Below are 20359 nucleotides of genomic sequence, written 5' to 3' on the forward strand. Positions count from 1 at the left end.
TTTCTACGTGAGGATGGTCGCCTGAGATGAGGCTGGATGATGTCGACGTTCGCCAGATCGAAGCCGGCGATGCACCGACCCGGTTCGCCCGCGGTTGGCACTGCCTCGGCCTGACCAAAGACCTCGGTGACGGCAAGCCACACTCGATCAACGCGTTCGGCCAGAAACTCGTGGTGTTCCGCGGCGACGACGGCCGGCTGAATGTGCTGGACAGCTACTGCCGGCACATGGGCGGCGACCTGAGCCAGGGCACCGTCAAGGGCAACGAGATCGCCTGCCCGTTCCACGACTGGCGCTGGGGCGGCGACGGCAAGTGCAAGCTGGTGCCGTACGCCAAGCGCACGCCACGGCTCGCGCGCACTGTGCAGTGGAAGACCCTTGAGCAGGACGGGATGCTCTTCGTCTGGAATGACCCCGAGGGCAACGCGCCGTCGGAGGACAACTACATCCCGCGCATCGAGCAGGCGAGCAGCGACGAGTGGACCGATTGGCACTGGTACACAACGGTTGTCAACGTCAACTGCCGCGAGATCATCGACAATGTCGTCGACATGGCGCACTTTTTCTACATCCACGGCTCGGTGCCGTCGCACTTCAAGAACATCTTCGAAGGCCAGGTCGCGACGCAGTACATGAACGGTGGCGGCCGCGCGGACATGCAGGGCACCGAAAGCGCGAAGATGCTGGGCACGACGTCGGTGGCGTCGTACTACGGACCGTCCTTCATGATCGACGACCTGACGTACCACTACCCGGAAGCCGACCACAAGACCATCCTGATCAACTGCCATTACCCGATCGATGCGAATTCCTTTGTGCTGCAGTACGGAATCATAGTGAAGAAGGTTGAGGGATTGCCCGAGGACGCCGCCATGGCGACCGCGGTCGCGCTCGGTGACTGGGTGGCACGGGGCTTCGAGCAGGACGTCGAGATCTGGAAGAACAAGACCCGCATCGACAACCCGCTGCTGGTGGAAGAGGACGGCCCGGTCTACCAGCTACGCCGGTGGTACGAGCAGTTCTACGTCGACGTCGCGGACGTGGTGCCGGAGATGACCGATCGATTCGAATACGAACTGGACACCACCGTCCCCCGCGAGGCCTGGACCACGGAGATGGCAGCCAACATCGCCGCGCGGGCCGCGGAGTCGGTCCGATGACTGCGCGGCCCGACGTGCGGTTGGCCGACATGCCGATGGTGCCCGTTGTCTGCCGTGCCTGCGGCGCAGAGGTTTTGGCGCGCAAAGGCAGCTGGCAACAGACCAGTGTGCAGTGGACTCGCGACTCGGCTGCGATGTGTGAGGAACGCCGGACGTTCGAGCAATTGCCGGGCCGGATCTTCCTGGCCTGTGGCCGGCTGAAGGAGTCGATCGCCGCTGCCGTGGCGGCCGGTGTCGTGCACGTCGTCCAAGCTGAAGCCGACGAACTGGGCGTGGCACCATAGCCGCATGAGCTCAGACAAGCGGGTCGCGGTCGTCACCGGTGCCAGCAGGGGCGCCGGCAAGGGAATTGCCGCGGCGTTGGTTGCCGACGGGTGGACGGTCTACCTGACCGGCCGCACCGTCACCGATCCCGGTGACGGCGGCATCGCGGTTCCGGTGGATCACCGCGACGACGATGCGGTGGCCGCGCTGTTCGCCCGGGTGGCCGACGAGGCCGGCCGGCTCGATCTGCTGGTGAACAACGCCGCCGTGGTGCACGACAATCTCGTGGACCCGAAGCCGTTCTGGGAGAAGCCCATCGGCTTGGGTGACGTGCTCGACGTCGGCCTGCGGTCGGCCTACGTTGCGTCCTGGTACGCGGCGCCGCTGCTGGTGGCCCAGGAACGCGGCCTGATCGCATTCACCTCATCGCCGGGCGCGGTGTGCTACATGCATGGCCCCGCGTACGGGGCGCAGAAGGCCGGCGTGGACAAGATGGCGGCCGACATGGCTGTCGACTTCCACGGCACCGGGGTGTCGACGCTGTCCATCTGGATGGGCATCCTGCTCACCGACAAGTTCAAGCAGTCGTTCGACGCCGAGACGCTGGCCAAGGCTGCCGGCAATTTCGAGACCCCGGAATTCGTCGGGCATGTGATCAATGCGCTGTACCAGGACCCGGATCTGGAGGGCATCAGCGGGCAGACCGTGATCGCCGCGGAAGAAGCCCAGCGCTACGGTATCACCGACGTCGACGGCCGGACGCCGCCTTCGCATCGGGCGATGCTTGGTGATCCACGGGTGCCCAGCGACGTCGTCGTCCGCTGAGCGGGCAGTCGGACACAGGTCTACTCGAGTGTGTGCACCAGGCGTTCGTCGTCGGCCGGGGCCGGCGCGTCGTCCTCGGTGACGGGTGCGACACGTCGCCGAACCACCTCGAAGGCGCCCAGGATGACCAGCAGCGTGACACCACTCATGAGGAACTGGGATCGCGTGCCCGGCAGGAACGCCATCGCCAGGATGACGGTCGCCATCAGGGCGATGGTGGCGTAGCTCAGCCACGGGAACAGCCACATTTTCAGTTTCAGCGTGCCCGGCGCGGTCCCCTCGACGCGGCGGCGCAGGACTACCTGGGAGATCGCGATGATCAGATAGACGAACAGCGCGACGGCGCCGTACGAGTTGATCAGGAAGTTGAACACCACGTCGCCCCACACGTAGGTCGCGGCGACCGACGCATAGCCGACAGCGGTGCCCAGCAGAATCGCGCGTCGCGGGACGCCGCTGGGGGAGAGCTTGGTGAAGAACCGCGGGGCATCGCCGGAGGTGGTGAGCGCGAACAACATTCGCGAGGTGGTGTACAACGCAGAGTTGAGGCACGACAGCACCGCGGTGAGCACGATGAAGTTCATGATCGTCGCGACGCCGGGGATCCCGAGCACCGTCAGTACCGAGGCGTAAGGGCTGATGCTCACGCTCTTGGTGTTCCACGGCTGGATGGCCACGACTACGAGGATCGAACCGACGTAGAACCCGATGATGCGGAACACGATCGACTTCATGGCACGCGTCACCGCGCGTTCGGGCTCATCGGATTCGGCGGCGGCGATGGTGACGATCTCGGCGCCCGTGTAGAACGCGACGCAGGGCACCACGGCGGCCAGCACCGCACCCCAACCGAGCGGCGCGAAGCCGCCGTGATCGATCAGGTTGGCGAGGGCGGGCGTCGAATGCGGCCAGAGCCCGGTGATCCAGAGGGCACCCATGGCCAGGAACACCACGATCGCAATGACTTTCACCGACGAGAACCAGTACTCGAATTCTCCGAATGAGCGTGCAGAGACCAGGTTGCTTGCGGTGAGTGCCAGCATCAACCCGAGGCTGAGTGCCCACAGTGGCACGGCGGGGAGCCACAGATGCAGGATGCGTCCGCCTGCGACGGCTTCGACGGCGACGACGATGACGAAGAAGTACCAGTACATCCAGCCGGTGGCGAAACCGCCGCGGCGCCCGAGTGCTTCCCGGGCGTAGACGTAGAACGACCCCACGACCGGCCGCGCCACGGCCATCTCGGCGAGCATCCGCATGATCAGCAAGGTGATGAGGCCGCCGATCAGGAACGACACGATGGCCGCGGGGCCGGCGCTGCCGATGACCACGCCACTGCCGACGAACAGCCCGGCTCCGATCACCCCGCCCAGGGCGATCAGGTTCAAATGCCTGCGCTGCAGACCTTTTCCCAGCTGTGCTTCACTGGCTTTGCTCTCTGAACTCACCACCGAAGCGACGATGCCGCAGTTTTGTGCGCGGGCCCACCGTTGTGGTCACCGTGCGTCTATCAGGCGTCAGCTGCGGGTCGGCAACGCCAGTGCCCAAGGGGTTCAGGGTAGCTCGCCGGGCGGCTAACGCGTCTTGGCGAACCGGCGGTACCGCCACAGGTAATTCGGAATGCCGCGCCAGGGGACGCCCTTGGGCCAGTCCTCGGGGCGGAAGTAGGCGTCGGTGCCGCCGTCGACGAAAATCACACTGCCGCAGAGGAAGTCGGCGGAGTCCGACAACATGAAGGTGATCCAGTTGCCGAGGTGCACCGGGTCGCCGAAGTGGCCGACTGGAATCGGGAAGGCGCGCACGGCCTTGCCTTCGCGCGGCGAATCGAGCTGGGCCTGCAGCAGCGGGGTCATGATGGCGCCGGGCGCCAGGACGTTGAGCCGGATGCCGCGGCCGGCCCAGTCGGCCGTCACCGCGGCCCGCCGGACCCAGCGGGACACCGCGATCTTCGAAGCGGCGTACATGAGCGCTGAGGCACCGGGGCCGAAGAACCGCACCGCACGGGCCGCGCGGTCGGCGTCACCGGCCAGCAGGGCTCTGATGGCGCGGTGCGGGACTGCGGGCACCGTGGTACTCGAGTTGCTGCCCAATGCAACAACTTTCGCGTTCCCGGCGGAGGCGAGCGCCGGGCGCCAGGCAGTCAGCAGCTCGACGGTGCCGAGGTAGTTGATCTGGGCGATCAACCGGGCGCGGTCGGCGCCGGCGCCGGGCCCGATCCCCGCGGCCAGGACGGCGCCGTCGAGCTTGCCCTCGGACAGTTCCAGGACGCGGGTGGCAGCGGTGCGCCGGCCGCCCGCGGTGGACAGGTCGGCGATGACGACGGCGTCTTTGAGGTCGACCCCGATCACCGTGTGGCCCTGAGCGCGTAATTGCTCCGCCGCTTGGTATCCCATGCCGGATGCCGAGCCCGTCACAGCGTAGGTACCGATGATGACCTCCTCGATGGGTGGGAATCGCCGTCTAGCCGGCGAGCAACTTGGTCACTGCGTCGGCCACGTCACGGCGGGCGCGGTGCGCGAGGTCGAGCACCGGCATGGTCAGGAAACCGTGAATGGCACCGTAATACAGCTCGGTGACCGGCACGTCCGCCTCGCGCAACGCCTCGGCGTAGGCCAGGGCTTCGTCCCGCATCGGGTCGTAGCCCGTAACCACCAGCACGGCCGGCGCCACTCCTTCGACGGACGCGGACAGCGGTGCCGCGTAGGGTTTTTCGCGGTCGGTGGTGTTGGGCACGTACTGGTCCCAGTACCACTGCATGGCAGCGGTGGTGTTGTAGTAGCCGATCCGGAACTCGTGGTAGGACCCGTAGGTGAAGTCGGCGGTCAGTACCGGGTAGAGCAGTATCTGAGCGGCCAGCGGCGCGCCGCCGCGATCACGGGTCATCAATGCGGTGACCGCCGAAAGGTTGCCCCCGGCGCTGTCGCCGCCGACCACGAGCTTCGTCGGGTCCCCGCCGAGTTCGGCGGCATGAGCGGCAGCCCATTGGGTGACGGTGTAGACGTCCTCGGCGGCCGCCGGCCACGGGTGCTCGGGCGCCAGCCGGTAGTCGACGGAAACCACCACGGCGGGAATCGAGTTCGCGAAGCTGCGGCAGAGTCCGTCGTGCGAGTCCAGATCGCAGAAGACGAAGCCGCCGCCGTGGGCGAACACGAAGATCGGGAGCGGGCCGCCTGGCCCGTCGGTGGCGGGCCGGTAAATCCTGACGCGGATGCCGTCGACCTCGGTGTCGGTGACCGACGCGACCGGCTCGGGTTCGGCGGGCGGGACGAAGCGCGCGCGGATGGTGGCGCGCGCCCCGGCGCCGGTCATGCTCGGCAGGTCGGGGAAGCCGCCGTTCAGTGCATCGAGGAGTCCGGCGATCTGCGGGTCGAGACTCATGCGTACTGCAGCGCCGGGCCCATGCGCAGCGGGCGCATGGGCTGTAGCGTCGGTGCCACGCGGGAATCCTCGGCGTTGCGCCAGATGCCCATGGCGGTCATGCGCACCGGCGCGGTCAGCTGCTCGAAGGCCATACGGTTCATTGGACCACACACGGAAACAGCGGCGACAGCCTCACCCTGGCGACCGATCGGTGCTGCGACGCAACCGAATCCGGGCACCGACTCCTCGCGTTCGAAGGCGACACCGTGGGCGCGGACCTTGGCCAGCTCGGTGGCGAGCTGGGCGTGGCCCGCAATCGAGTACTTGGTCTTGCGGCTCATGAGGTCGACCTCGGCGTCCTGGTTGTAGGCCAGGATGGCCTTGCCGACGGCGGTGCAGTGCGCCGGCTGGCGGCCGCCCACCCGTGACGGCAGCGCGGTCATCATGCCGTTGCCGACCTTCTCTAGGTAGACGACGTCACCTCCGTCGAGCACGGCGAGGTGGACGACGAGCCCGGTGGCGCGGTGCAGCTCATGCAACAGCGGGCCGGCGGCACGGTGTATGCGGTCCTGGTGCACGGCCAGCGAGCCGAGCTCCACCAGGCGCATTCCCAGCTCGTAGTCGCGGCCGTTGCGGCGCAGCCAGCGCAGCTGGACCAGCCGCTCGAGCATGCGATGTGCGGAGGAGCGGGGCAGGCCGGTGCGGCGCACGATCTGCGCCAGGGTCAGGCGGCCAGGGCCGTCGAATGCATCGAGGACCAGCGATACCCGGTCGATGACCGCGCTGGGGGTGGTGGATTCGACTGCTGCTGTCATGTCGGCCTCCAAGCTCCGTTGCTTCGTATGTATTACTATTAGTAATATGACTGTTTGTATCACATAGGAGTGGGGCTTGTCACACATCTAGCTGGGGCGCGGCAGGATACATGCAGTACGAAGCGCCCCAAGCCGGGTGGCGTGGGGCGCTTCGTGGATGAGTTCTGCTGCTCGGGTCTCAGCTCTGCGCCGCGGACCTCCCGGCACGCCGTCCGTAGAAGCTGCCGTCGCCCAGCGACACGCCACTGGCATAACCCCATGCGGATAGGCCGGCCGCGCTCCGGCCGGCCGCGAACAGGCCGGGGATCGGCTCGCCGCTGACGTGCAGCACCCGGCCGTCCAGTGTCGTCAGCAGGCCACCGAGGGTGAACCCGCCGGTGCTGCCCCGGAGGTCGACCGCGCCGACCGGGGATCCGATCGGACGCAGCCACTGCGGCTTCTTGTGCAGCAGCGGGTCCGCACCGTTCGCGGCGTGCTCGTTGTAATAGGTGACGGTGTTCTGCAACATGCCCTCGGGAAGCCCCATCTCGGCTTCGAGCTCCGCCACCGTCTCGCACACCCAGGTGGCCGGGCGACGCAGGAACGGCGTCGCCGACGTCGCGGCCATCGCCTCCTCTTGCGCATCGCCGTCGATGATCAGGTAGCTGGTGTTGTCCTGGTAGTACAGCGTCTGCTGACCGATGCGTCCTGGATAGGTGTCTTCGGCGATATAGCGCTGGCCGAAACCGTTGACGAGGATGCCGCGCACCAACTGCTGGGGGTCGCAGAAGAACGCCACTTCGGTCGCGTCCATGTGCGCCAGATCGGCACCGAGGGCCTGGGCCATCCGGATGGCCCGCCCGTCGTGCTGCTCGATGCTCGCGGCGGGACGGCCCGCGATCCGTGGCGCGTACTGCGCAACCATGGCGTCGCTGTACGCGAAGCTGCCCGAGGCCAGCACCACGCCGCGGCGGGCTTTGATCGCCACAGTGTCGGCGTACCGGCGCGCGACGATGCCGACCACCCGGCCGTCGGCCTCGGTAACGGGCGACTGCACCTCGGTGTCGTAGACGGACCGAACGCCCTGCGCGGTGGCGGTATCTACCAACGGCTTCATCAGCATGTAGCCGCCACTGCGTTCGCCGGCCACCTTGTCGGTCATCTGCGGCACGTGACCGCGCGGCGCGGGAGAGGCAATCGTGTTGTACGGAAAGGCATTTTCGCCGCCCGTGAACATCAGGCCCTCGTCGCTCGGTGGCTCCCAGCCGGGTTCGCCCCAGAACGCCGGCTTGAACGGCACGCCGCAGCTCACCAGCCAGTCGTAGTGGGCGACGCTGCCCGCGCAGTAGTCGTCGATCCGGTCTTCGTCGGCGCCCGGACCCATGGCCACCTTGAGGAAGGCGGCCATGTTCTCGACGGAATCCTCGAAACCGCAAGCCTTTTGGAGCTCGGTGCCGCCACCGAGGTAGATGAACCCACCGGCCATGGCGGCGGCGCCGCCCCAGCCCCCGGTGCGCTCGACGACCAGGACGTCGGCGCCGGCGGCCGAGGCTGCCACCGCGGCGGCGGCGCCGGCGATGCCGTAGCCGACGATGACCACGTCAGCTTCGTCGTCCCAGGCGGTGATCGACGACGCCGGGACCGGTTTCAGCTCGGCGCTCATGGCAGCATCGCCCGCGGGGGAACGCCCATCCACTCATGGCCCCAGTAGCTGTCGGCGGTGATCTCCTCGGCGGTGTAATACCGCTCGTCGACCTTCATGCCCTCGGTGCCGAACTCGATGTCCCAGTCGCCGGGTGACCGCACGTAGAACGAGACCATCTTGTCGTTGGTGTGCCGGCCCAGCGTGGAGGACAACTGGAAGCCGTCCCGGTTCACCCGGTCGAGCGCCTGGCCGACGGCGTCGAGCGTGTCGACCTCGACCATGAGGTGAACCAGCTTCGGGTCGCGCAGCGTCGCGGCCGGGCAGATCGCCAAGCTGTGGTGCCGTTCGTTGATACCCAGGAATCGCACCCGCAGCGGGCCGAACTCCGGGGGAGCGGGCACCCGGAAGGCGCCGCGGGGCAGGAAGCCCAGCACGTCGGTGTAGAACGCGGTCAACCCGCCCGCGTCCTGGGCGGGCAGCACCACGTGGCCCAGTCCGAGGCCTGCGGTGACGAAGCGGGCGCCGAACGGCGTGACGACCGGGCTGTGGTCCAGCACCGCACCGTGGAACACCTCGACGTCGTTGCCGGCGGGGTCGGCGAAGGCGATGACCTCGTCGACCCGTCGGGCGTCGGCTTCCTCCAGGGACAACTGCTTCCATGGCACGCCGGCGCCGTCCAGGGTGGCCTGCACCCGGCGCAGCGCGGCGCCGTCCCGGACCTCCCAGCCCACGGTGACGATGCGGTCGGCATCGCCCGGCACCACGATGATGCGCGCGGTCCGCTCGTCCATCCGCAGGTACAGCGCATCCGGATCGGGACCGCTGCCGGTCGCGAAACCCAGTACGTCAAAAGCGAATTGGCGCCAGCGTTCGATGTCGGCGGTCTGGACCTTCACGTAGCCCAGGCTCTTCAGATCAGTCACGTCAGATCATGCCTCGCAGCGCGCCCTGGGGGTCGACACCCAAGCTGCTCAGCGCCGATGCGTGGAAGGTGGTGCCCGGGACGTGGATGGCGTGGGCCTGGCCGACGTGTGCGTCGCGCCAGTACCGCTGCAGCGGCTTGTCCATGCGAGTGGCGTTGCCGCCGCAGCGTGCGAAGATTTCGTCGACGGCCGATACCGCGCGCCACACCGATCGGATCTGGGTGCGCCGGCCGGCCGCGCGGTCTTCGAAGGACACCTCCTTGCCGGCCTCGACCATGTCGTAGATGCGGTCGACGTTGGCCAGCAGTTCCTGGCGCGCGGCGTTGATGTCGGCCGCGGCCTCGCCGATGGCGTACATGACGTACGGGTCGTCCTTGATGGCCACGCCACTGGAGTTGACGCGCTCGCGCTGGTAGTCGAGTGCGGCGGCCAGGGCGCCCTCGGCGATACCGATGACGGCCGACGAGATGCCCAGCGGAAACATGGTCGACCACGGCATCAGGTACAGCGGCGAGGTCATGCCGGCCTCGATCTGGGCCCGGCCGTCCATCACCTTGGTGGCGTCCATGGTGCGGTAGGTGGGGACGAACGCATCCTTGACGATGACGTCCTTGGAGCCGGTGCCGCGCAGGCCGACCACGTTCCAGGAGTCCTGCACGATCTCGTAGTCGCTGCGCGGCAAGATCATGTGCAGCATCTGCGGCGGCATGAGCGGCTTGCCCTCGGCGTCACCGAGCATGGCGCCCAGGAAGATCCACTCACAGTGGTCGGTGCCAGAGCTGAACTGCCAGCGACCGTTGAAGATGTAGCCACCGTCGACGGGCCGGGCCACGCCCTGTGGGGCGTACGGAGAAGCGACCCAGGTGTCGGTGTCGGATCCCCAGATCTCGGCGGCGACCTTCGGGTCGGCGTAGGCGAGCTGGTACGGGTGCACACCGACAACGCCGTTGATCCAGCCGGCGGCCGGATCCAGGGCGGCGGTCGCCATCACGGTCTCCGCGAACTCGCGCGGATGTGCCTCCAGGCCGTCGTATTCCTTGGGCTGCAGCAGCTTGATGTTGCCGGCGGCCTTCATCAGCTTCACCGTTTCGTCGGGCAGCTGTCCCAACTTCTCTGCTTCCCAGGCTTGTTCGCGAAGCTGGTCGGCGATCTCACCGAGTTTGTCGATAACCCGCTGGGTCATGGTCGTTTTCCTAACTCCTGTGATGGGCTAACCAATGGTTTACCGCACCCGCGGTGCACCGGGAGGCGGTTCCCGGTCAGCGGGCGAAATTCCTTCGGCGCGGCGAAATGACCGCGCGGTGATCGGTGTCCAGCTCGAGGTGGATTGGATTGCGTCCCATCGTGTTTTGCATCGGCGTGGGCTTGGCCGGTCTCGGGGCGGTGAGGTGATCCCCGACGCGAACGGGACTTGTGACTCTTGACGACGGACCGATGGGCCCTATCCGCCGGTCCGGCGCCGGCGGATCGTGGATCACGATGGTTGACGACGCAGAGCGGGCATCGAGACATGCGGGGTCCGGACATGCGCGGTTGAAGGGCGGAGTGGTCATGGTCATAGAACGCGCGGCGCACATGCTGACCGTTCTTGCTGCGGTCGGTGCCGTGGCAGCGTCGGTGCTGGGCAGTGCCGGTGCAACGGCTGCGCCTGCCGCAGCGCAGTCATGGACCGCGGACCCGCCCGGTTGCTGGGGTCCCAGCGGATTCGACCCCGACTGCTTGGGGCCCGGGCCATACGGTCACGGCCAGTGGGGTCCGTGGATGATGGGCCCGGCAATGACGGGACCGGGCCCCATGACCGATCCCGGAGACGCCGGCCCCGACCCGATGGGACCGTCCATGATGGTTCCTGGATATCGCGCCGACTAGAAAATCGTCGGCTGGCTCCAGCTCGGTGGCCGGGACGTGTTCCGGTGGGCCGTCCGGTCACCGGGATGGCTCGTACTCGCTCATTCCGCGGACGGCTAACTTCGCACTATGAGCAGCGCAGAACAGGTCGATGTCGTCGTTATCGGTGCCGGGTTCGCCGGTCTTTACGCACTGCACAAGCTCCGGTCGGAAGGCCATTCGGTGGTCGTTTTCGAGGCGGCCGCAGACGTCGGCGGCACCTGGTACTACAACCGGTATCCGGGCGCCCGTTGCGACGTCGAGAGCGTCGACTACTGCTACTCCTTCGACAAGGACCTGCAGCAGGAGTGGACCTGGACGGAGAATTACGCGACCCAGGCCGAAATCCTCATGTACATCAACCATGTCGCCGACCGGTTCGACCTGCGCCGTGATATCCGGCTGGGCACCCGGGTCACCTCGGCGACCCTCGATGAGGAGCGGCTGCGCTGGACTGTGACCACCGACGCCGGCGACACGGTGGACGCGCAGTTCTGCGTCATGGCCACCGGCGCCCTGTCCGATCCGCTGCTGCCGGACATTCCGGGGGCCGAGACCTTCGCGGGCGAGACGTACCACACGGCGAACTGGCCGCACGAGGGCGTCGACTTCACCGGCAAGCGGGTCGGCCTCATCGGTACCGGATCGTCCGGTATCCAGACCACCCCGCTCGTGGCCGCGCAGGCCGCCGAACTCGTTGTCTTCCAACGCACGCCGAACTTCTCCGTACCGGCGGGCAACGAGCCGCTGACGGCCGAGCGTGAAGCCGAGATCAAGGCCAACTACGACGAGCGGCGCGAGCAGTCGTGGCGCAGCGGCGGTGGCTCGCCCCACCTGGCGCACCCGAAGCTCACCATGGAGCTGTCGGAGGAAGAGCGCCGTGCCGAGTTCGAAAAGCGTTGGCAGCTGGGCGGTGTGCTGTTCAGCAAGACCTTCCTGGATCAGATGGTCGACCCGGTGGCCAACGCCGAGGCCAAGAAGTTCTACGACGAGAAGGTGCGCGCGGTCATCGACGATCCCGCTGTCGCCGACCTGCTGATCCCGACCGACCACCCGATCGGCGCCAAGCGAATCTGCACCGATACCAACTACTTCCAGACGTTCAACCAGCCGCATGTGAAGCTGGTCAGCGTGAAGCAGACGCCGATCGAGACGATCGACGCCACCGGCATCAGCACCACCGAGGCTCGGTTCGACCTGGACGCCATCATTTTCGCCACGGGGTTCGACGCGCTCACGGGTGCGCTGGGTCGCATCGACATCACCGGTCGCGGTGGCGAGAAGCTCAAGCAGAACTGGGCCGACGGTCCGCGCAGTTACCTGGGCTTGGGCGTCGATGGCTTCCCGAACATGTTCCTGGTGAACGGACCTGGCGCGCCGGCCGTGCTGGCGAACATGGTGCTGCACGCCGAAGCGCACGTGAATTGGATCGCCGATGCCATCGAGTACGTCGGCTCGCACGGCTACTCGGCCATCGAGGCCACCACCGAGTCGGTCGACGACTGGAACGCCGAACTGGTCCGCCGGGCCGACCAGACGCTGTTCCCGAAGGCGAACTCCTGGTACATGGGCGCGAATGTGCCTGGCAAGCCCCGGGTTTTCATGTTGTTCATCGGTGGCTTCGCCGCCTACAACGACATCTGCGCCGAGGTTGCCGCCGCCGGGTACAAGGGATTCGAACTGACCAAGGCCGGCTGATGTCAGGGCTGCTGAACAAGGTCGTCCTCGTCACCGGTGCCGCTCGCGGCACCGGCCGGGTGCACTGCGAGCGGTTCGCCGACGCGGGCGCCGATATCATCGCTCTCGATGTCGCCAGTGCCGCAGCGGATTTGGCCGATGTTGCCGACGCGGTGAAGCAGCGCGGCCAGCGCTGTTATATCGGTGTGGCCGATGTGTCGTCGTTCGACGAGGTGCAGGCCGCGGTCGACGAGGGGGTCTGGGAATTCGGCCGCCTGGACGTGGTCGTCGCCAATGCCGGAATTCATTCGGCGTCGGCACCCGCCTGGGAGGTGAGTGCCGAAGACTGGCAGCGCGTCGTCGGGGTCAACCTCACCGGCGTGTGGCACACGGTCAAGGCCGGTGTTCCGCATTTCGGCCCGGGCGGCGGATCCGTGGTCATCATCAGCTCCACCAACGGACTGCGCGGCACCGCGAACACCTCGGCCTACACCGCGACCAAGCACGCGGTCGTCGGTCTGGCACGCACCTTGGCGAATGAACTGGGGCCCAAGCGGATCCGGGTCAACACCGTACATCCCGGGGCTGTCGGCACCGCGATGGTGCTGAACCCGGAGACCTTCAAGCGCATCCGGCCCGACTTGGTGAACCCGACAGAGGACGACGTCGCCGAAGTGCTGTCCGCGCGCAATCTCCTACCGGTGCCGTGGGTGGAGCCCGAGGACATCAGCAACGCGGTGGTGTTCCTGGCCTCCGACGAGGCCCGCTACATCACGGGCACGCAACTGGTCGTCGACGCGGGGTTGACGCAGAAGGCGTGACGTTGGGGCTAGGGGCGCTCGGCGAGGCCCGCTGCGATCTCGAGCTCGACGAGCGCCGGTTCGATGGCGTCGGCCATGGCGTCGATGTCGTTCGCCATCTCGGGGGTGGTGACGAAGCCGAAGTCGATGCGGTCCCGGTAGCTGAAGCAGGTGACGTTGAGTCCGACGTCCATCACCAAGGGGCCCATCGGCATCATCTGCTCGAGGACCGCGCCGTCCATGTAGAGCGGGACGGGCGGTCCCGGCACATTGGAGACGACCAGATTCATGGGCTTCAGGGTGCCGCCGAGCTTGCTCGCGGTGTACGCCCGGGCGGCCAGGGCCACCAGGCCGGGCGGGGTGGTGTCGGTCAGCCCCATGATCTGGTGTGCCGTCAACGCTTTCGCCATCTCCTTGGCACTCTGGGAGCTCGCGTAGATGGCCTTGATCCGCTCGGCGGGATCGACGATGTCGGAAGCCAGCGATACCGACATCGCGCTGACCTGGTTACCCACCTGGTCGCTGGAGCTCTCGGTCCGGGTCGACACCGGGACTTGGGCGATGAGTGGTTTCTCGGGCAGCTCGCCGCGGTCATCCAGATACGTCCGCATGGCGCTCGAGACCAGCGCGAGGACCACGTCGTTCAGCTTCACCCCGAACGCTTCCTTGACCGCTTTCACGCGCTCCAGGGGCACGCCGGAATTGCTGACCCGACGGTGCGGCGAGATGGGGCCGTTGAACCGCGTATGCGGTGCGTCGAAGTAGCCGGGCGGCTTGTTGGCGACGCCGAGCGCCGCAATCTGTTGGCGTACGGTTTGTTCCAAGAAGCGCACGACACGGTAGGGCGTCTTGATGCCGATGTTGATCAGCCCGCCCAATGCCTGCAACTCCAGCCCAGGAGCTTTGATGCCGACCAATGATCCGCTCGGCTCGGCGGCCGGCGGCCGCGGCGTGGGCGTGATGTCGAGCAGGATTTCCCCGAGTCCGGCTCCGGACACGCCGTCGATGATGGCGTGGTGCATCTTCATCAGAACCGCGACCCGGCCGCCCTCGACGCCTTCGATGAACCAGAGCTCCCATAGTGGCCGGGAGCGGTCCAGCTTGTAGGACATGAGCCGTCCCACCAGCTGGTCGAGTTCGCGGCGGCCGCCGGGTGCCGGAACCGCGATGTGGCGCACATGGAAGTCGAGATCGAGTTCCTCGTCCTCGACGAACCACGGCCGGTCGAGGCCGAGCGGTGCGCCGGTGACCCGCCAGCGCAGTTGCGGCATCTCCGGCAAGCGGGCGGCGATAAGCGCTTTCACCGATTCGAAGCTGAAATCCGGTGCGTCGGTGGGGTCGTAGATCGATGAGGCGGCGACGTGCATATGCCAACTGTTGGTTTCCGCGAACCAGAAGGTTGCGTCAGCACCGGACAAGCGATTCATGGGGGTGATCCTAGGGTGCTCGCGCAGGGGCTGGTTCGAAATCGGCCTTTTGGTACGAATTTCGCGGTGTGACCATTGTCTCCGCGCGCTGAGGTTCGTCAATAGTGTTGGCGCACAACGTTGCCCGGCGCTTCGATGGTCGGGTCGAATATGCCGAACCGGTCAATTGCTATGTCTGGCAATATATTCCGCGAATCCATCGGATCGGCTTGCCGACGCGGACGGCCGGTAACCGCACATCATCAGTGTGCGGCCGCGGCCGCCCGGGTCAGAAGGTCAGCGCTGCAGGAAGCCCAGCACCGTGCTCTCGAAGGCCTCCTTGGCCTCGATCATGGCCCAGTGCCCGCAGTTCGGGAACACATGCAGCTCGGCATTGCGGATGGTGCGCATCGGGATCAGCGCCATGTCCAGCGGGCTGACGCGGTCGTCACGGCCCCAGGTCAGGAGCGTCGGGGCCTTCACCTTGTGCATCTGTGCCCACGGCTGCGGCGGTGCGGCATCCGATCGCATGAATTTCATCATCATGTTGAACGCGGCCTTGCCGTACATCCGGCGGGCCGACTCGAGCGTCTCCGGATCGGAGGCCAGCTTCATGCGCTCTTCGATCAGTTCCTCGGTGACGATCTTCTCGTCGTAGACCATCGAGTTGAGCCAGTCGATCAGCCGCTGCCGGGTCGGGTCCTCGGTGAACTCCTGCAACAGCCGGATGCCCTCACTCGGGCCGGGGCTGAAGATGTTGGTGCCGATACCGCCGATGGTGACGAGCTTGCCGATGCGGTCAGGGTTGTTGATGGCGAAGTTGATGCCGACGCCGCCGCCCATCGAGTTGCCGACGATGTCCACCTTCTCGATGCCGAGCGCGTCGAGGAAGGGCACCACGGCGGACTGGGCGTCGATCATCGGGTGGCCGCCGAAGTCATCGCTGACGCCGAAGCCGGGGAATTCGAGGATCAGGCAGCGGAAGTGTGCCGCGAAGGTCGGCAGGATGCCGCGGAAGTTCCGCCAGCCCGTGACACCCGGGCCCGAACCGTGCAGAAACAGCACTACAGGGCCGGTTCCCTCGTCGTAATAACGCAGCGTGCCGCGCTCGGTCTGGACTTCCTTCAGCTCAGTCATGCGTTCCAAATTACGGCGTGAATGTCACGCGGCGACGACCGCCTCCCGTCCGGCGGGACGCGACGAGCCCGGGGGCACCCGATTGTGCTGCGTAGGGCCTTTATGGTGTCCAGATGACGGCTGATTCATCGTGCTCCTCGCGTCCACTGGCGGGTGTACGCATCGTCGAGATTTCGAGCTTCGTCGCAGTGCCCTTGGCGGGGATGACGCTGACACAGCTCGGCGCCGAGGTGATCAGGGTTGATCCGGTCGGGGGCGCCGCGGACTATCACCGCTGGCCGGTCACCGATGGTGGCGAGAGTATCTACTGGGCGGGCCTGAACAAGGGCAAGCGGTCGGTCGCGGTGGACCTGCGTTCGCCGGAGGGGCAGGACTTGGTGACCCGGCTGATCGTCGACGCCGGCGTCTTCATCACCAATGTGGCGGGCCGGCAGTGGCATTCGTACGAGACCCTCTCCACGCTGCGGCCAGACCTGATTCACGCCGAAGTGTCCGGCCGGGCCGACGGCGGCACGGCCGTCGACTACACCGTCAACGCGGGATTGGGCTTTCCGTTGGTCACCGGCCCGCCGGAGCTACAGACCCCCGTGAACCATGTGCTGGCAGCCTGGGACGTGTCGTGCGGCCTGTACCTGGCGCTGGCGGTGACGGCGGCGCTGCGGCACCGCGACAGCACCGGCCAGGGGCAGCGGGTCAGCATCCCGTTGGAGAACGTGGCCCTGGCCACGGCCGGCAATCTGAGCTTTCTGACCGAGGTGATGGTCAACGGCGTGGGGCGTGAGCGCATCGGCAACTCGATCTTCGGGCAGTACGGGCAGCAGTTCGTCAGCGCCGACGGGGCGGCGTTCATGATCGTGGCGCTGACCGGTCGGCATTTCCGGGACCTGGTCGAGGTGACAGGGACAACGAAAGCTGTTGCCGCGCTGTCGGAATCGCTTGGCGCCGACTTCGCCGACGAAGGGCAGCGGTATCTGCACCGCGACGCGCTCACGGGTCTGTTCACGGTCTGGTTCTGCGCGCGCACCGCAGAGGAGATCACGGCGGCGCTGGGGGCGACGTCCATCCTGTGGGAGCGCTACCGCGATTTCAGCGAGGTGGCTGCGAGCCCGAAAGTGACCGACAACCCGTTGTTCACCCAACTCGACCAACCGCGCATCGGCCGCTATCTGGCACCGGGGCTGCCGCTGCGCATCGACGGCGAGTACCCACCCGCGCGTCCGGCGCCGGCGCTCGGCGACGACACTACCGCGGTGCTGACCGAGCGGCTCGGGTTGACCGGTGACGACGTCGCCCGCCTCACGCAAGCGGGGGTTGTGGCGTGAGCGTGCTGCCTGATTTGTTGGTGGTGTCGCCCGGGGAAGGGGTTGACACCTGGCTGGGCAAGGCCGGGGGACCGGACGGCAAGCGGGCCTTCGGTGGCCTGTTGATGGCGCAGAGCTTGTCTGCCGCATGCCACACCGTGAATCCGGAGATGCGCCCGACCGCCATGCACCTGCAGTACCTACGCGGAGGCGAAGCCGGTGCGGCCACCGAGTACACGGTGGCCCGGGTGTACGACGGCCGGACCGCAGCGGCGCGGCGGGTCGAGGCGTTCCAGGCCGGGCGGTTGCTGACTGTGGCGACGGTGTCGTTCTCCGTGGACCTGGCGGGCCCCGAACATGATGAATCACGGACGCTCCCAGACGATCCCGAGCTGCTGCCGTTGACGGGCCCGCCCGGGCCCGCGCCCGCGATACCGTCGGGTGAACTCGACATCCGGATCGTCGACGACCGGTCGTCAGGCGAGTTCGTGCGACGCATGTGGTGGCGGGCCACCGTACCGATGCCACCAGAACAGCTGCCGCACATGATGATTGCCTGCTACATCACCGATCTGTACGGGATCGACCCGGCGCTGCAGGTACACGGCCATTCCATGCAGGCGCGTACCCACCGCAGTGGCACCACCGATTTTTCGATCTGGTTCCACCACCCGATCCGGGCCGACCGGTGGAACCTGCTGGAATCGCGCTCGCCTGCGGCGGGCCGGGGGCGCGGCGTGATCACCGGGAGTCTGGTTGACGCGAACGGCACCCGGGTCGCGACATTGGTGCAGGAAGGCTTGATCGCGGACCGGTAGTACCGTCGTCCGCAGGCTGGTGAAAAACACCCGAAGGAGAACCATGAACGGCGCACAGGCACTGATCCGCACACTGGTCGACGCCGGCGTCGACGTCTGCTTCGGCAACCCCGGAACCAGCGAGATGCACTTCGTCGCGGCACTGGACTCGGTGCCCGAGATGCGAGGCGTGCTCTGCCTTTTCGAGGGTGTGGTGACCGGAGCCGCCGACGGGTATGCGCGCATGGCCGGCAAGCCGGCGGCCACCCTGCTGCACCTGGGACCCGGCCTGGGCAACGGCATCGCCAACCTGCACAATGCGCGTCGCGCCTATTCGCCGATGGTCAACGTGGTCGGTGACCACGCGCTGGGCCACAAGAAGTACGACGCACCACTGGAATCCGACATCGACGCCATGGCCGGCACGGTGTCGGGTTGGGTGCGCCGGTGCGAAAAGCTGGCTGACATCGCCACTGATGCGGTGGCCGCCATCGAGGCCGCGCAACAGGGCCAGGTCGCCACGCTGATCTTGCCCGCCGACGTCTCCTGGACCGAAGGCGCCGAGCCGGCGGCGGGGGAGCCGGCCGCGAGCCCGGTGTCGTTCGACTACCAGGCCGGTGTCGACTCCGAAGAGCATGAACTGCTCGACGCCGGTGCTGACGTCTTCGGAACGGGCACCGTCATGCTGCTGGGCAGCGCGGCGTGCCGTGAGCGCGGTCTTCGTGCCGCCAGCCGGATCGCCGAGGCGACAGGGACCAAGGTGCTGATCGAGACCTTCCCGGCCAGACTCGAACGCGGCGCCGGACGGCCCAACTTCGAACGGCTGGCGTATCTCGCCGAAGCTGCCCAATTTCAGCTGACCGGTGCCGAGAACCTGGTACTTGCCGGTGCGCGGTCCCCGGTGTCGTTCTTCGCCTACCCAGGCAAGGCGAGCGACCTGGTGCCCGCGGGCTGTCGGGTGCAGACAGTGAGCGGCGACGTCGTCGCGCGGCTGGAAGCGCTGGCCGACGCGGTGGCACCGGGAAGTGAGCCCGCACTGACCGAGCTGAGGACCGTCGCGGTGCCCGATGATTCAGCGCTGACGACGCAGAACTGGGTCGAGGTGGTGGCGGCGACGCTGCCCGACAACGCCATTGTGGTGGACGAGGCCAACACCAGCGGGTTCCTGCTGCCACAGGCGACGATGAGTGCGCCGCGGCACGACCTGCTGACCCTGACCGGTGGGGCCATCGGTTTCGGATTGCCGAATGCCGTGGGTGCCGCGGTCGCCTGCCCTGACCGCCCGGTGCTGTGTCTGCAGGCCGATGGCAGTGCGATGTACACGATTTCGGCGTTGTGGACCATGGCGCACGAGCAGCTCAATGTGGTGACGGTGATCCTCAACAACGCCGCCTACGCGATCCTGCGGATGGAGTTGCAGCGCGTCGGCGCCACTGAGGTCGGGATGGCCAGTGGGCCGAAAGCCGCTGCGATGCTTGATCTGTCGGGGCCGACGACGGATTTTGCGGCGTTGGCGGCGGCCATGGGTGTGCCCTCGGTCAAGGTGACGACCACCGCGGAGCTGGCTGACCAGCTCCGTGTCGGATATGCCACTGCGGGGCCGTACCTCATCGACGCTGCGGTCCCTGCGCTGGTGTAGTTCAGCTTTGTAGTTCAGTTGCCACTGAGCAGCGTGCGGAGCTGGCCCAGTTCGAGTGTGCCGGCGGCGCTGCGGATCCGTCCCGGGTCTGAACGGGTTCGCCGGCCAGGTGGCCTTCCAGTACCCGGGCCAGCTCTTCGGCATTGCCGGTCTGATGGACGACGATGTCGCGCACGGTCCAAGCCTCACACCACGTGCCTGTCTCGGGGCTCCGTTGCTGTACGGCTTCGGCGAAAGGTCCCCATTCGGGGAAGCGGTCGGTATCGATCGAATCCATGGTTCCTTGATACCCCGAAACGCCGGACACAAAAATCGGGGCGCCCCCGGTGGAGGACGCCCCGAATCGTGTTGCCGGTCAGCGGCTCTGGTGCACGGTGTTGTCGACCTGCGGCGCCTGCGCCTGCGGGTGGATGTTGTTGACCCAGTCGTGGTGCGAGTAGTCCGCCGATGCCGGCGCGGCCAGACCCAGAACTGCTGCCGCCAATCCATTTGCCACCAGTGCGGCGATCCCGAGCTTCTTCATTGTCCCCAACTCCTTGTAGCCGAAGCTTTGATGCCCAGTTCAACGGGACGGGGTCTGGCGGTATTTCTGCGGATGGGGTGTTGGCAGCAATTGATCGTTCTTCGGCAGTAATCGGTCTTTCCCTGTGGATGAATCGCGCACTGTGGATAACTGCCGGCGGCGCGGTGGATCTGGGGCCCTCGGCCCGCGATCTGTCGGTGGCAGCGGCCACGGTGGCGACA

19 protein-coding genes and 1 pseudogene are annotated in these 20359 nt (G+C 67.0%); 9 read left to right on the top strand and 11 right to left on the bottom strand.

Features of this window, described 5'->3' with window-relative positions:
* Nucleotides 1-26 precede the first annotated feature (26 nt).
* From ACX12F_RS11095 to ACX12F_RS11105, 3 genes are read left to right on the top strand one after another with little or no spacing between them, the layout of a single operon-like run.
* The gene (locus tag ACX12F_RS11095) at nucleotides 27-1160 is read left to right on the top strand and encodes a 3-ketosteroid-9-alpha-monooxygenase, oxygenase component (protein ID WP_459369605.1); all 1134 of its coding nucleotides are present in this window, start codon (nucleotides 27-29) and stop codon (nucleotides 1158-1160) included.
* Complete coding sequence (locus tag ACX12F_RS11100; RefSeq protein WP_459369606.1) at nucleotides 1157-1444, top strand: ferredoxin; 288 nt, start codon at nucleotides 1157-1159, stop codon at nucleotides 1442-1444. The genes ACX12F_RS11095 and ACX12F_RS11100 overlap by 4 nt, the downstream gene beginning before the upstream one ends.
* A 4-nt stretch (nucleotides 1445-1448) precedes the next feature.
* On the top strand, nucleotides 1449-2249 hold the full coding sequence (locus tag ACX12F_RS11105; protein WP_459369607.1) for an SDR family NAD(P)-dependent oxidoreductase: 801 nt from the start codon (nucleotides 1449-1451) through the stop codon (nucleotides 2247-2249).
* Nucleotides 2250-2269: 20 nt separating this feature from the next.
* Here the strand turns inward: ACX12F_RS11105 and ACX12F_RS11110 are convergent, their stop codons facing one another.
* The 7 genes from ACX12F_RS11110 to ACX12F_RS11140 form a co-directional block, all read right to left on the bottom strand.
* A complete protein-coding gene (locus tag ACX12F_RS11110) occupies nucleotides 2270-3697 on the bottom strand; it encodes an amino acid permease (protein ID WP_459369608.1) in 1428 nt (475 codons plus the stop codon).
* Nucleotides 3698-3823: 126 nt separating this feature from the next.
* Entirely contained in the window at nucleotides 3824-4678 is an 855-nt protein-coding gene (locus ACX12F_RS11115; RefSeq protein WP_459370312.1) for an SDR family oxidoreductase, read from the bottom strand.
* A gap of 31 nt (nucleotides 4679-4709) precedes the next feature.
* Nucleotides 4710-5627, bottom strand: coding sequence for a LipP1 family hormone-sensitive lipase (locus ACX12F_RS11120; RefSeq protein WP_459369609.1), 918 nt, complete (start codon nucleotides 5625-5627; stop codon nucleotides 4710-4712).
* Entirely contained in the window at nucleotides 5624-6424 is an 801-nt protein-coding gene (locus tag ACX12F_RS11125) for an IclR family transcriptional regulator (protein ID WP_459369610.1), read from the bottom strand. Before ACX12F_RS11125 ends, ACX12F_RS11120 begins: the two co-directional genes overlap by 4 nt.
* Before the next feature lie 178 nt (nucleotides 6425-6602).
* Entirely contained in the window at nucleotides 6603-8066 is a 1464-nt protein-coding gene (locus ACX12F_RS11130; protein ID WP_459369611.1) for an FAD-dependent oxidoreductase, read from the bottom strand.
* Nucleotides 8063-8971: a biphenyl-2,3-diol 1,2-dioxygenase gene (bphC, locus tag ACX12F_RS11135; RefSeq protein WP_459369612.1), complete on the bottom strand. Its 909-nt coding sequence runs from the start codon at nucleotides 8969-8971 to the stop codon at nucleotides 8063-8065. Before bphC ends, ACX12F_RS11130 begins: the two co-directional genes overlap by 4 nt.
* 1 nt (nucleotide 8972) lies before the next feature.
* Nucleotides 8973-10154 carry an acyl-CoA dehydrogenase family protein gene (locus tag ACX12F_RS11140; RefSeq protein ID WP_459369613.1) on the bottom strand — a complete coding sequence of 394 codons (1182 nt, stop codon included), beginning with the start codon at nucleotides 10152-10154 and terminating at the stop codon, nucleotides 8973-8975.
* A 368-nt stretch (nucleotides 10155-10522) separates the two neighbouring features.
* Here ACX12F_RS11140 and ACX12F_RS11145 point away from each other — a divergent pair, with 368 nt between their 5' ends.
* From ACX12F_RS11145 to ACX12F_RS11155, 3 genes are all read left to right on the top strand, one after another.
* On the top strand, nucleotides 10523-10840 hold the full coding sequence (locus tag ACX12F_RS11145) for a hypothetical protein (protein ID WP_459369614.1): 318 nt from the start codon (nucleotides 10523-10525) through the stop codon (nucleotides 10838-10840).
* 108 nt (nucleotides 10841-10948) lie between these two features.
* Nucleotides 10949-12556 carry a flavin-containing monooxygenase gene (locus ACX12F_RS11150; RefSeq protein WP_459369615.1) on the top strand — a complete coding sequence of 536 codons (1608 nt, stop codon included), beginning with the start codon at nucleotides 10949-10951 and terminating at the stop codon, nucleotides 12554-12556.
* Nucleotides 12556-13356 (top strand): mycofactocin-coupled SDR family oxidoreductase, encoded by an 801-nt coding sequence (locus tag ACX12F_RS11155; RefSeq protein ID WP_459369616.1) that lies wholly within the window; start codon nucleotides 12556-12558, stop codon nucleotides 13354-13356. Before ACX12F_RS11150 ends, ACX12F_RS11155 begins: the two co-directional genes overlap by 1 nt.
* A gap of 8 nt (nucleotides 13357-13364) precedes the next feature.
* Here the strand turns inward: ACX12F_RS11155 and ACX12F_RS11160 are convergent, their stop codons facing one another.
* On the bottom strand, nucleotides 13365-14762 hold the full coding sequence (locus ACX12F_RS11160; RefSeq protein WP_459369617.1) for a WS/DGAT/MGAT family O-acyltransferase: 1398 nt from the start codon (nucleotides 14760-14762) through the stop codon (nucleotides 13365-13367).
* A 276-nt stretch (nucleotides 14763-15038) separates the two neighbouring features.
* Nucleotides 15039-15878, bottom strand: coding sequence for an alpha/beta fold hydrolase (locus tag ACX12F_RS11165; protein ID WP_459369618.1), 840 nt, complete (start codon nucleotides 15876-15878; stop codon nucleotides 15039-15041).
* A 113-nt stretch (nucleotides 15879-15991) separates the two neighbouring features.
* Between ACX12F_RS11165 and ACX12F_RS11170 the strand changes: the two genes are divergently transcribed.
* The 3 genes from ACX12F_RS11170 to ACX12F_RS11180 are packed head-to-tail and all read left to right on the top strand — an operon-like array spanning nucleotide 15992 to nucleotide 19615.
* A complete protein-coding gene (locus tag ACX12F_RS11170) occupies nucleotides 15992-17200 on the top strand; it encodes a CoA transferase (protein WP_459369619.1) in 1209 nt (402 codons plus the stop codon).
* Nucleotides 17197-17997 (top strand): acyl-CoA thioesterase, encoded by an 801-nt coding sequence (locus tag ACX12F_RS11175; RefSeq protein ID WP_459369620.1) that lies wholly within the window; start codon nucleotides 17197-17199, stop codon nucleotides 17995-17997. Before ACX12F_RS11170 ends, ACX12F_RS11175 begins: the two co-directional genes overlap by 4 nt.
* 43 nt (nucleotides 17998-18040) lie before the next feature.
* On the top strand, nucleotides 18041-19615 hold the full coding sequence (locus tag ACX12F_RS11180; RefSeq protein ID WP_459369621.1) for an acetolactate synthase large subunit: 1575 nt from the start codon (nucleotides 18041-18043) through the stop codon (nucleotides 19613-19615).
* 82 nt (nucleotides 19616-19697) lie between these two features.
* Here the strand turns inward: ACX12F_RS11180 and ACX12F_RS11185 are convergent.
* Nucleotides 19698-19892: pseudogene (locus ACX12F_RS11185) on the bottom strand (maleylpyruvate isomerase N-terminal domain-containing protein); the annotation flags it as partial.
* Nucleotides 19893-19970: 78 nt separating this feature from the next.
* Entirely contained in the window at nucleotides 19971-20138 is a 168-nt protein-coding gene (locus tag ACX12F_RS11190) for a hypothetical protein (protein WP_459369622.1), read from the bottom strand.
* Between the last annotated feature and the right edge of the window lie 221 nt (nucleotides 20139-20359).

The organism is Mycolicibacterium sp. HS_4_1 (genome assembly GCF_054515875.1).

Bases quoted from the DNA above. Each gene is read 5' to 3' on its own strand.
- ACX12F_RS11095 (WP_459369605.1), top strand. From the start codon at position 27: ATGAGGCTGGATGATGTCGACGTTCGCCAGATCGAAGCCGGCGATGCA.
- ACX12F_RS11100 (WP_459369606.1), top strand. From the start codon at position 1,157: ATGACTGCGCGGCCCGACGTGCGGTTGGCCGACATGCCGATGGTGCCC.
- ACX12F_RS11105 (WP_459369607.1), top strand. From the start codon at position 1,449: ATGAGCTCAGACAAGCGGGTCGCGGTCGTCACCGGTGCCAGCAGGGGC.
- ACX12F_RS11120 (WP_459369609.1), bottom strand. From the start codon at position 5,627: ATGAGTCTCGACCCGCAGATCGCCGGACTCCTCGATGCACTGAACGGC.
- ACX12F_RS11125 (WP_459369610.1), bottom strand. From the start codon at position 6,424: ATGACAGCAGCAGTCGAATCCACCACCCCCAGCGCGGTCATCGACCGG.
- ACX12F_RS11130 (WP_459369611.1), bottom strand. From the start codon at position 8,066: ATGAGCGCCGAGCTGAAACCGGTCCCGGCGTCGTCGATCACCGCCTGG.
- ACX12F_RS11140 (WP_459369613.1), bottom strand. From the start codon at position 10,154: ATGACCCAGCGGGTTATCGACAAACTCGGTGAGATCGCCGACCAGCTT.
- ACX12F_RS11145 (WP_459369614.1), top strand. From the start codon at position 10,523: ATGGTCATAGAACGCGCGGCGCACATGCTGACCGTTCTTGCTGCGGTC.
- ACX12F_RS11150 (WP_459369615.1), top strand. From the start codon at position 10,949: ATGAGCAGCGCAGAACAGGTCGATGTCGTCGTTATCGGTGCCGGGTTC.
- ACX12F_RS11155 (WP_459369616.1), top strand. From the start codon at position 12,556: ATGTCAGGGCTGCTGAACAAGGTCGTCCTCGTCACCGGTGCCGCTCGC.
- ACX12F_RS11160 (WP_459369617.1), bottom strand. From the start codon at position 14,762: ATGAATCGCTTGTCCGGTGCTGACGCAACCTTCTGGTTCGCGGAAACC.
- ACX12F_RS11165 (WP_459369618.1), bottom strand. From the start codon at position 15,878: ATGACTGAGCTGAAGGAAGTCCAGACCGAGCGCGGCACGCTGCGTTAT.
- ACX12F_RS11170 (WP_459369619.1), top strand. From the start codon at position 15,992: ATGACGGCTGATTCATCGTGCTCCTCGCGTCCACTGGCGGGTGTACGC.
- ACX12F_RS11180 (WP_459369621.1), top strand. From the start codon at position 18,041: ATGAACGGCGCACAGGCACTGATCCGCACACTGGTCGACGCCGGCGTC.
- ACX12F_RS11190 (WP_459369622.1), bottom strand. From the start codon at position 20,138: ATGAAGAAGCTCGGGATCGCCGCACTGGTGGCAAATGGATTGGCGGCA.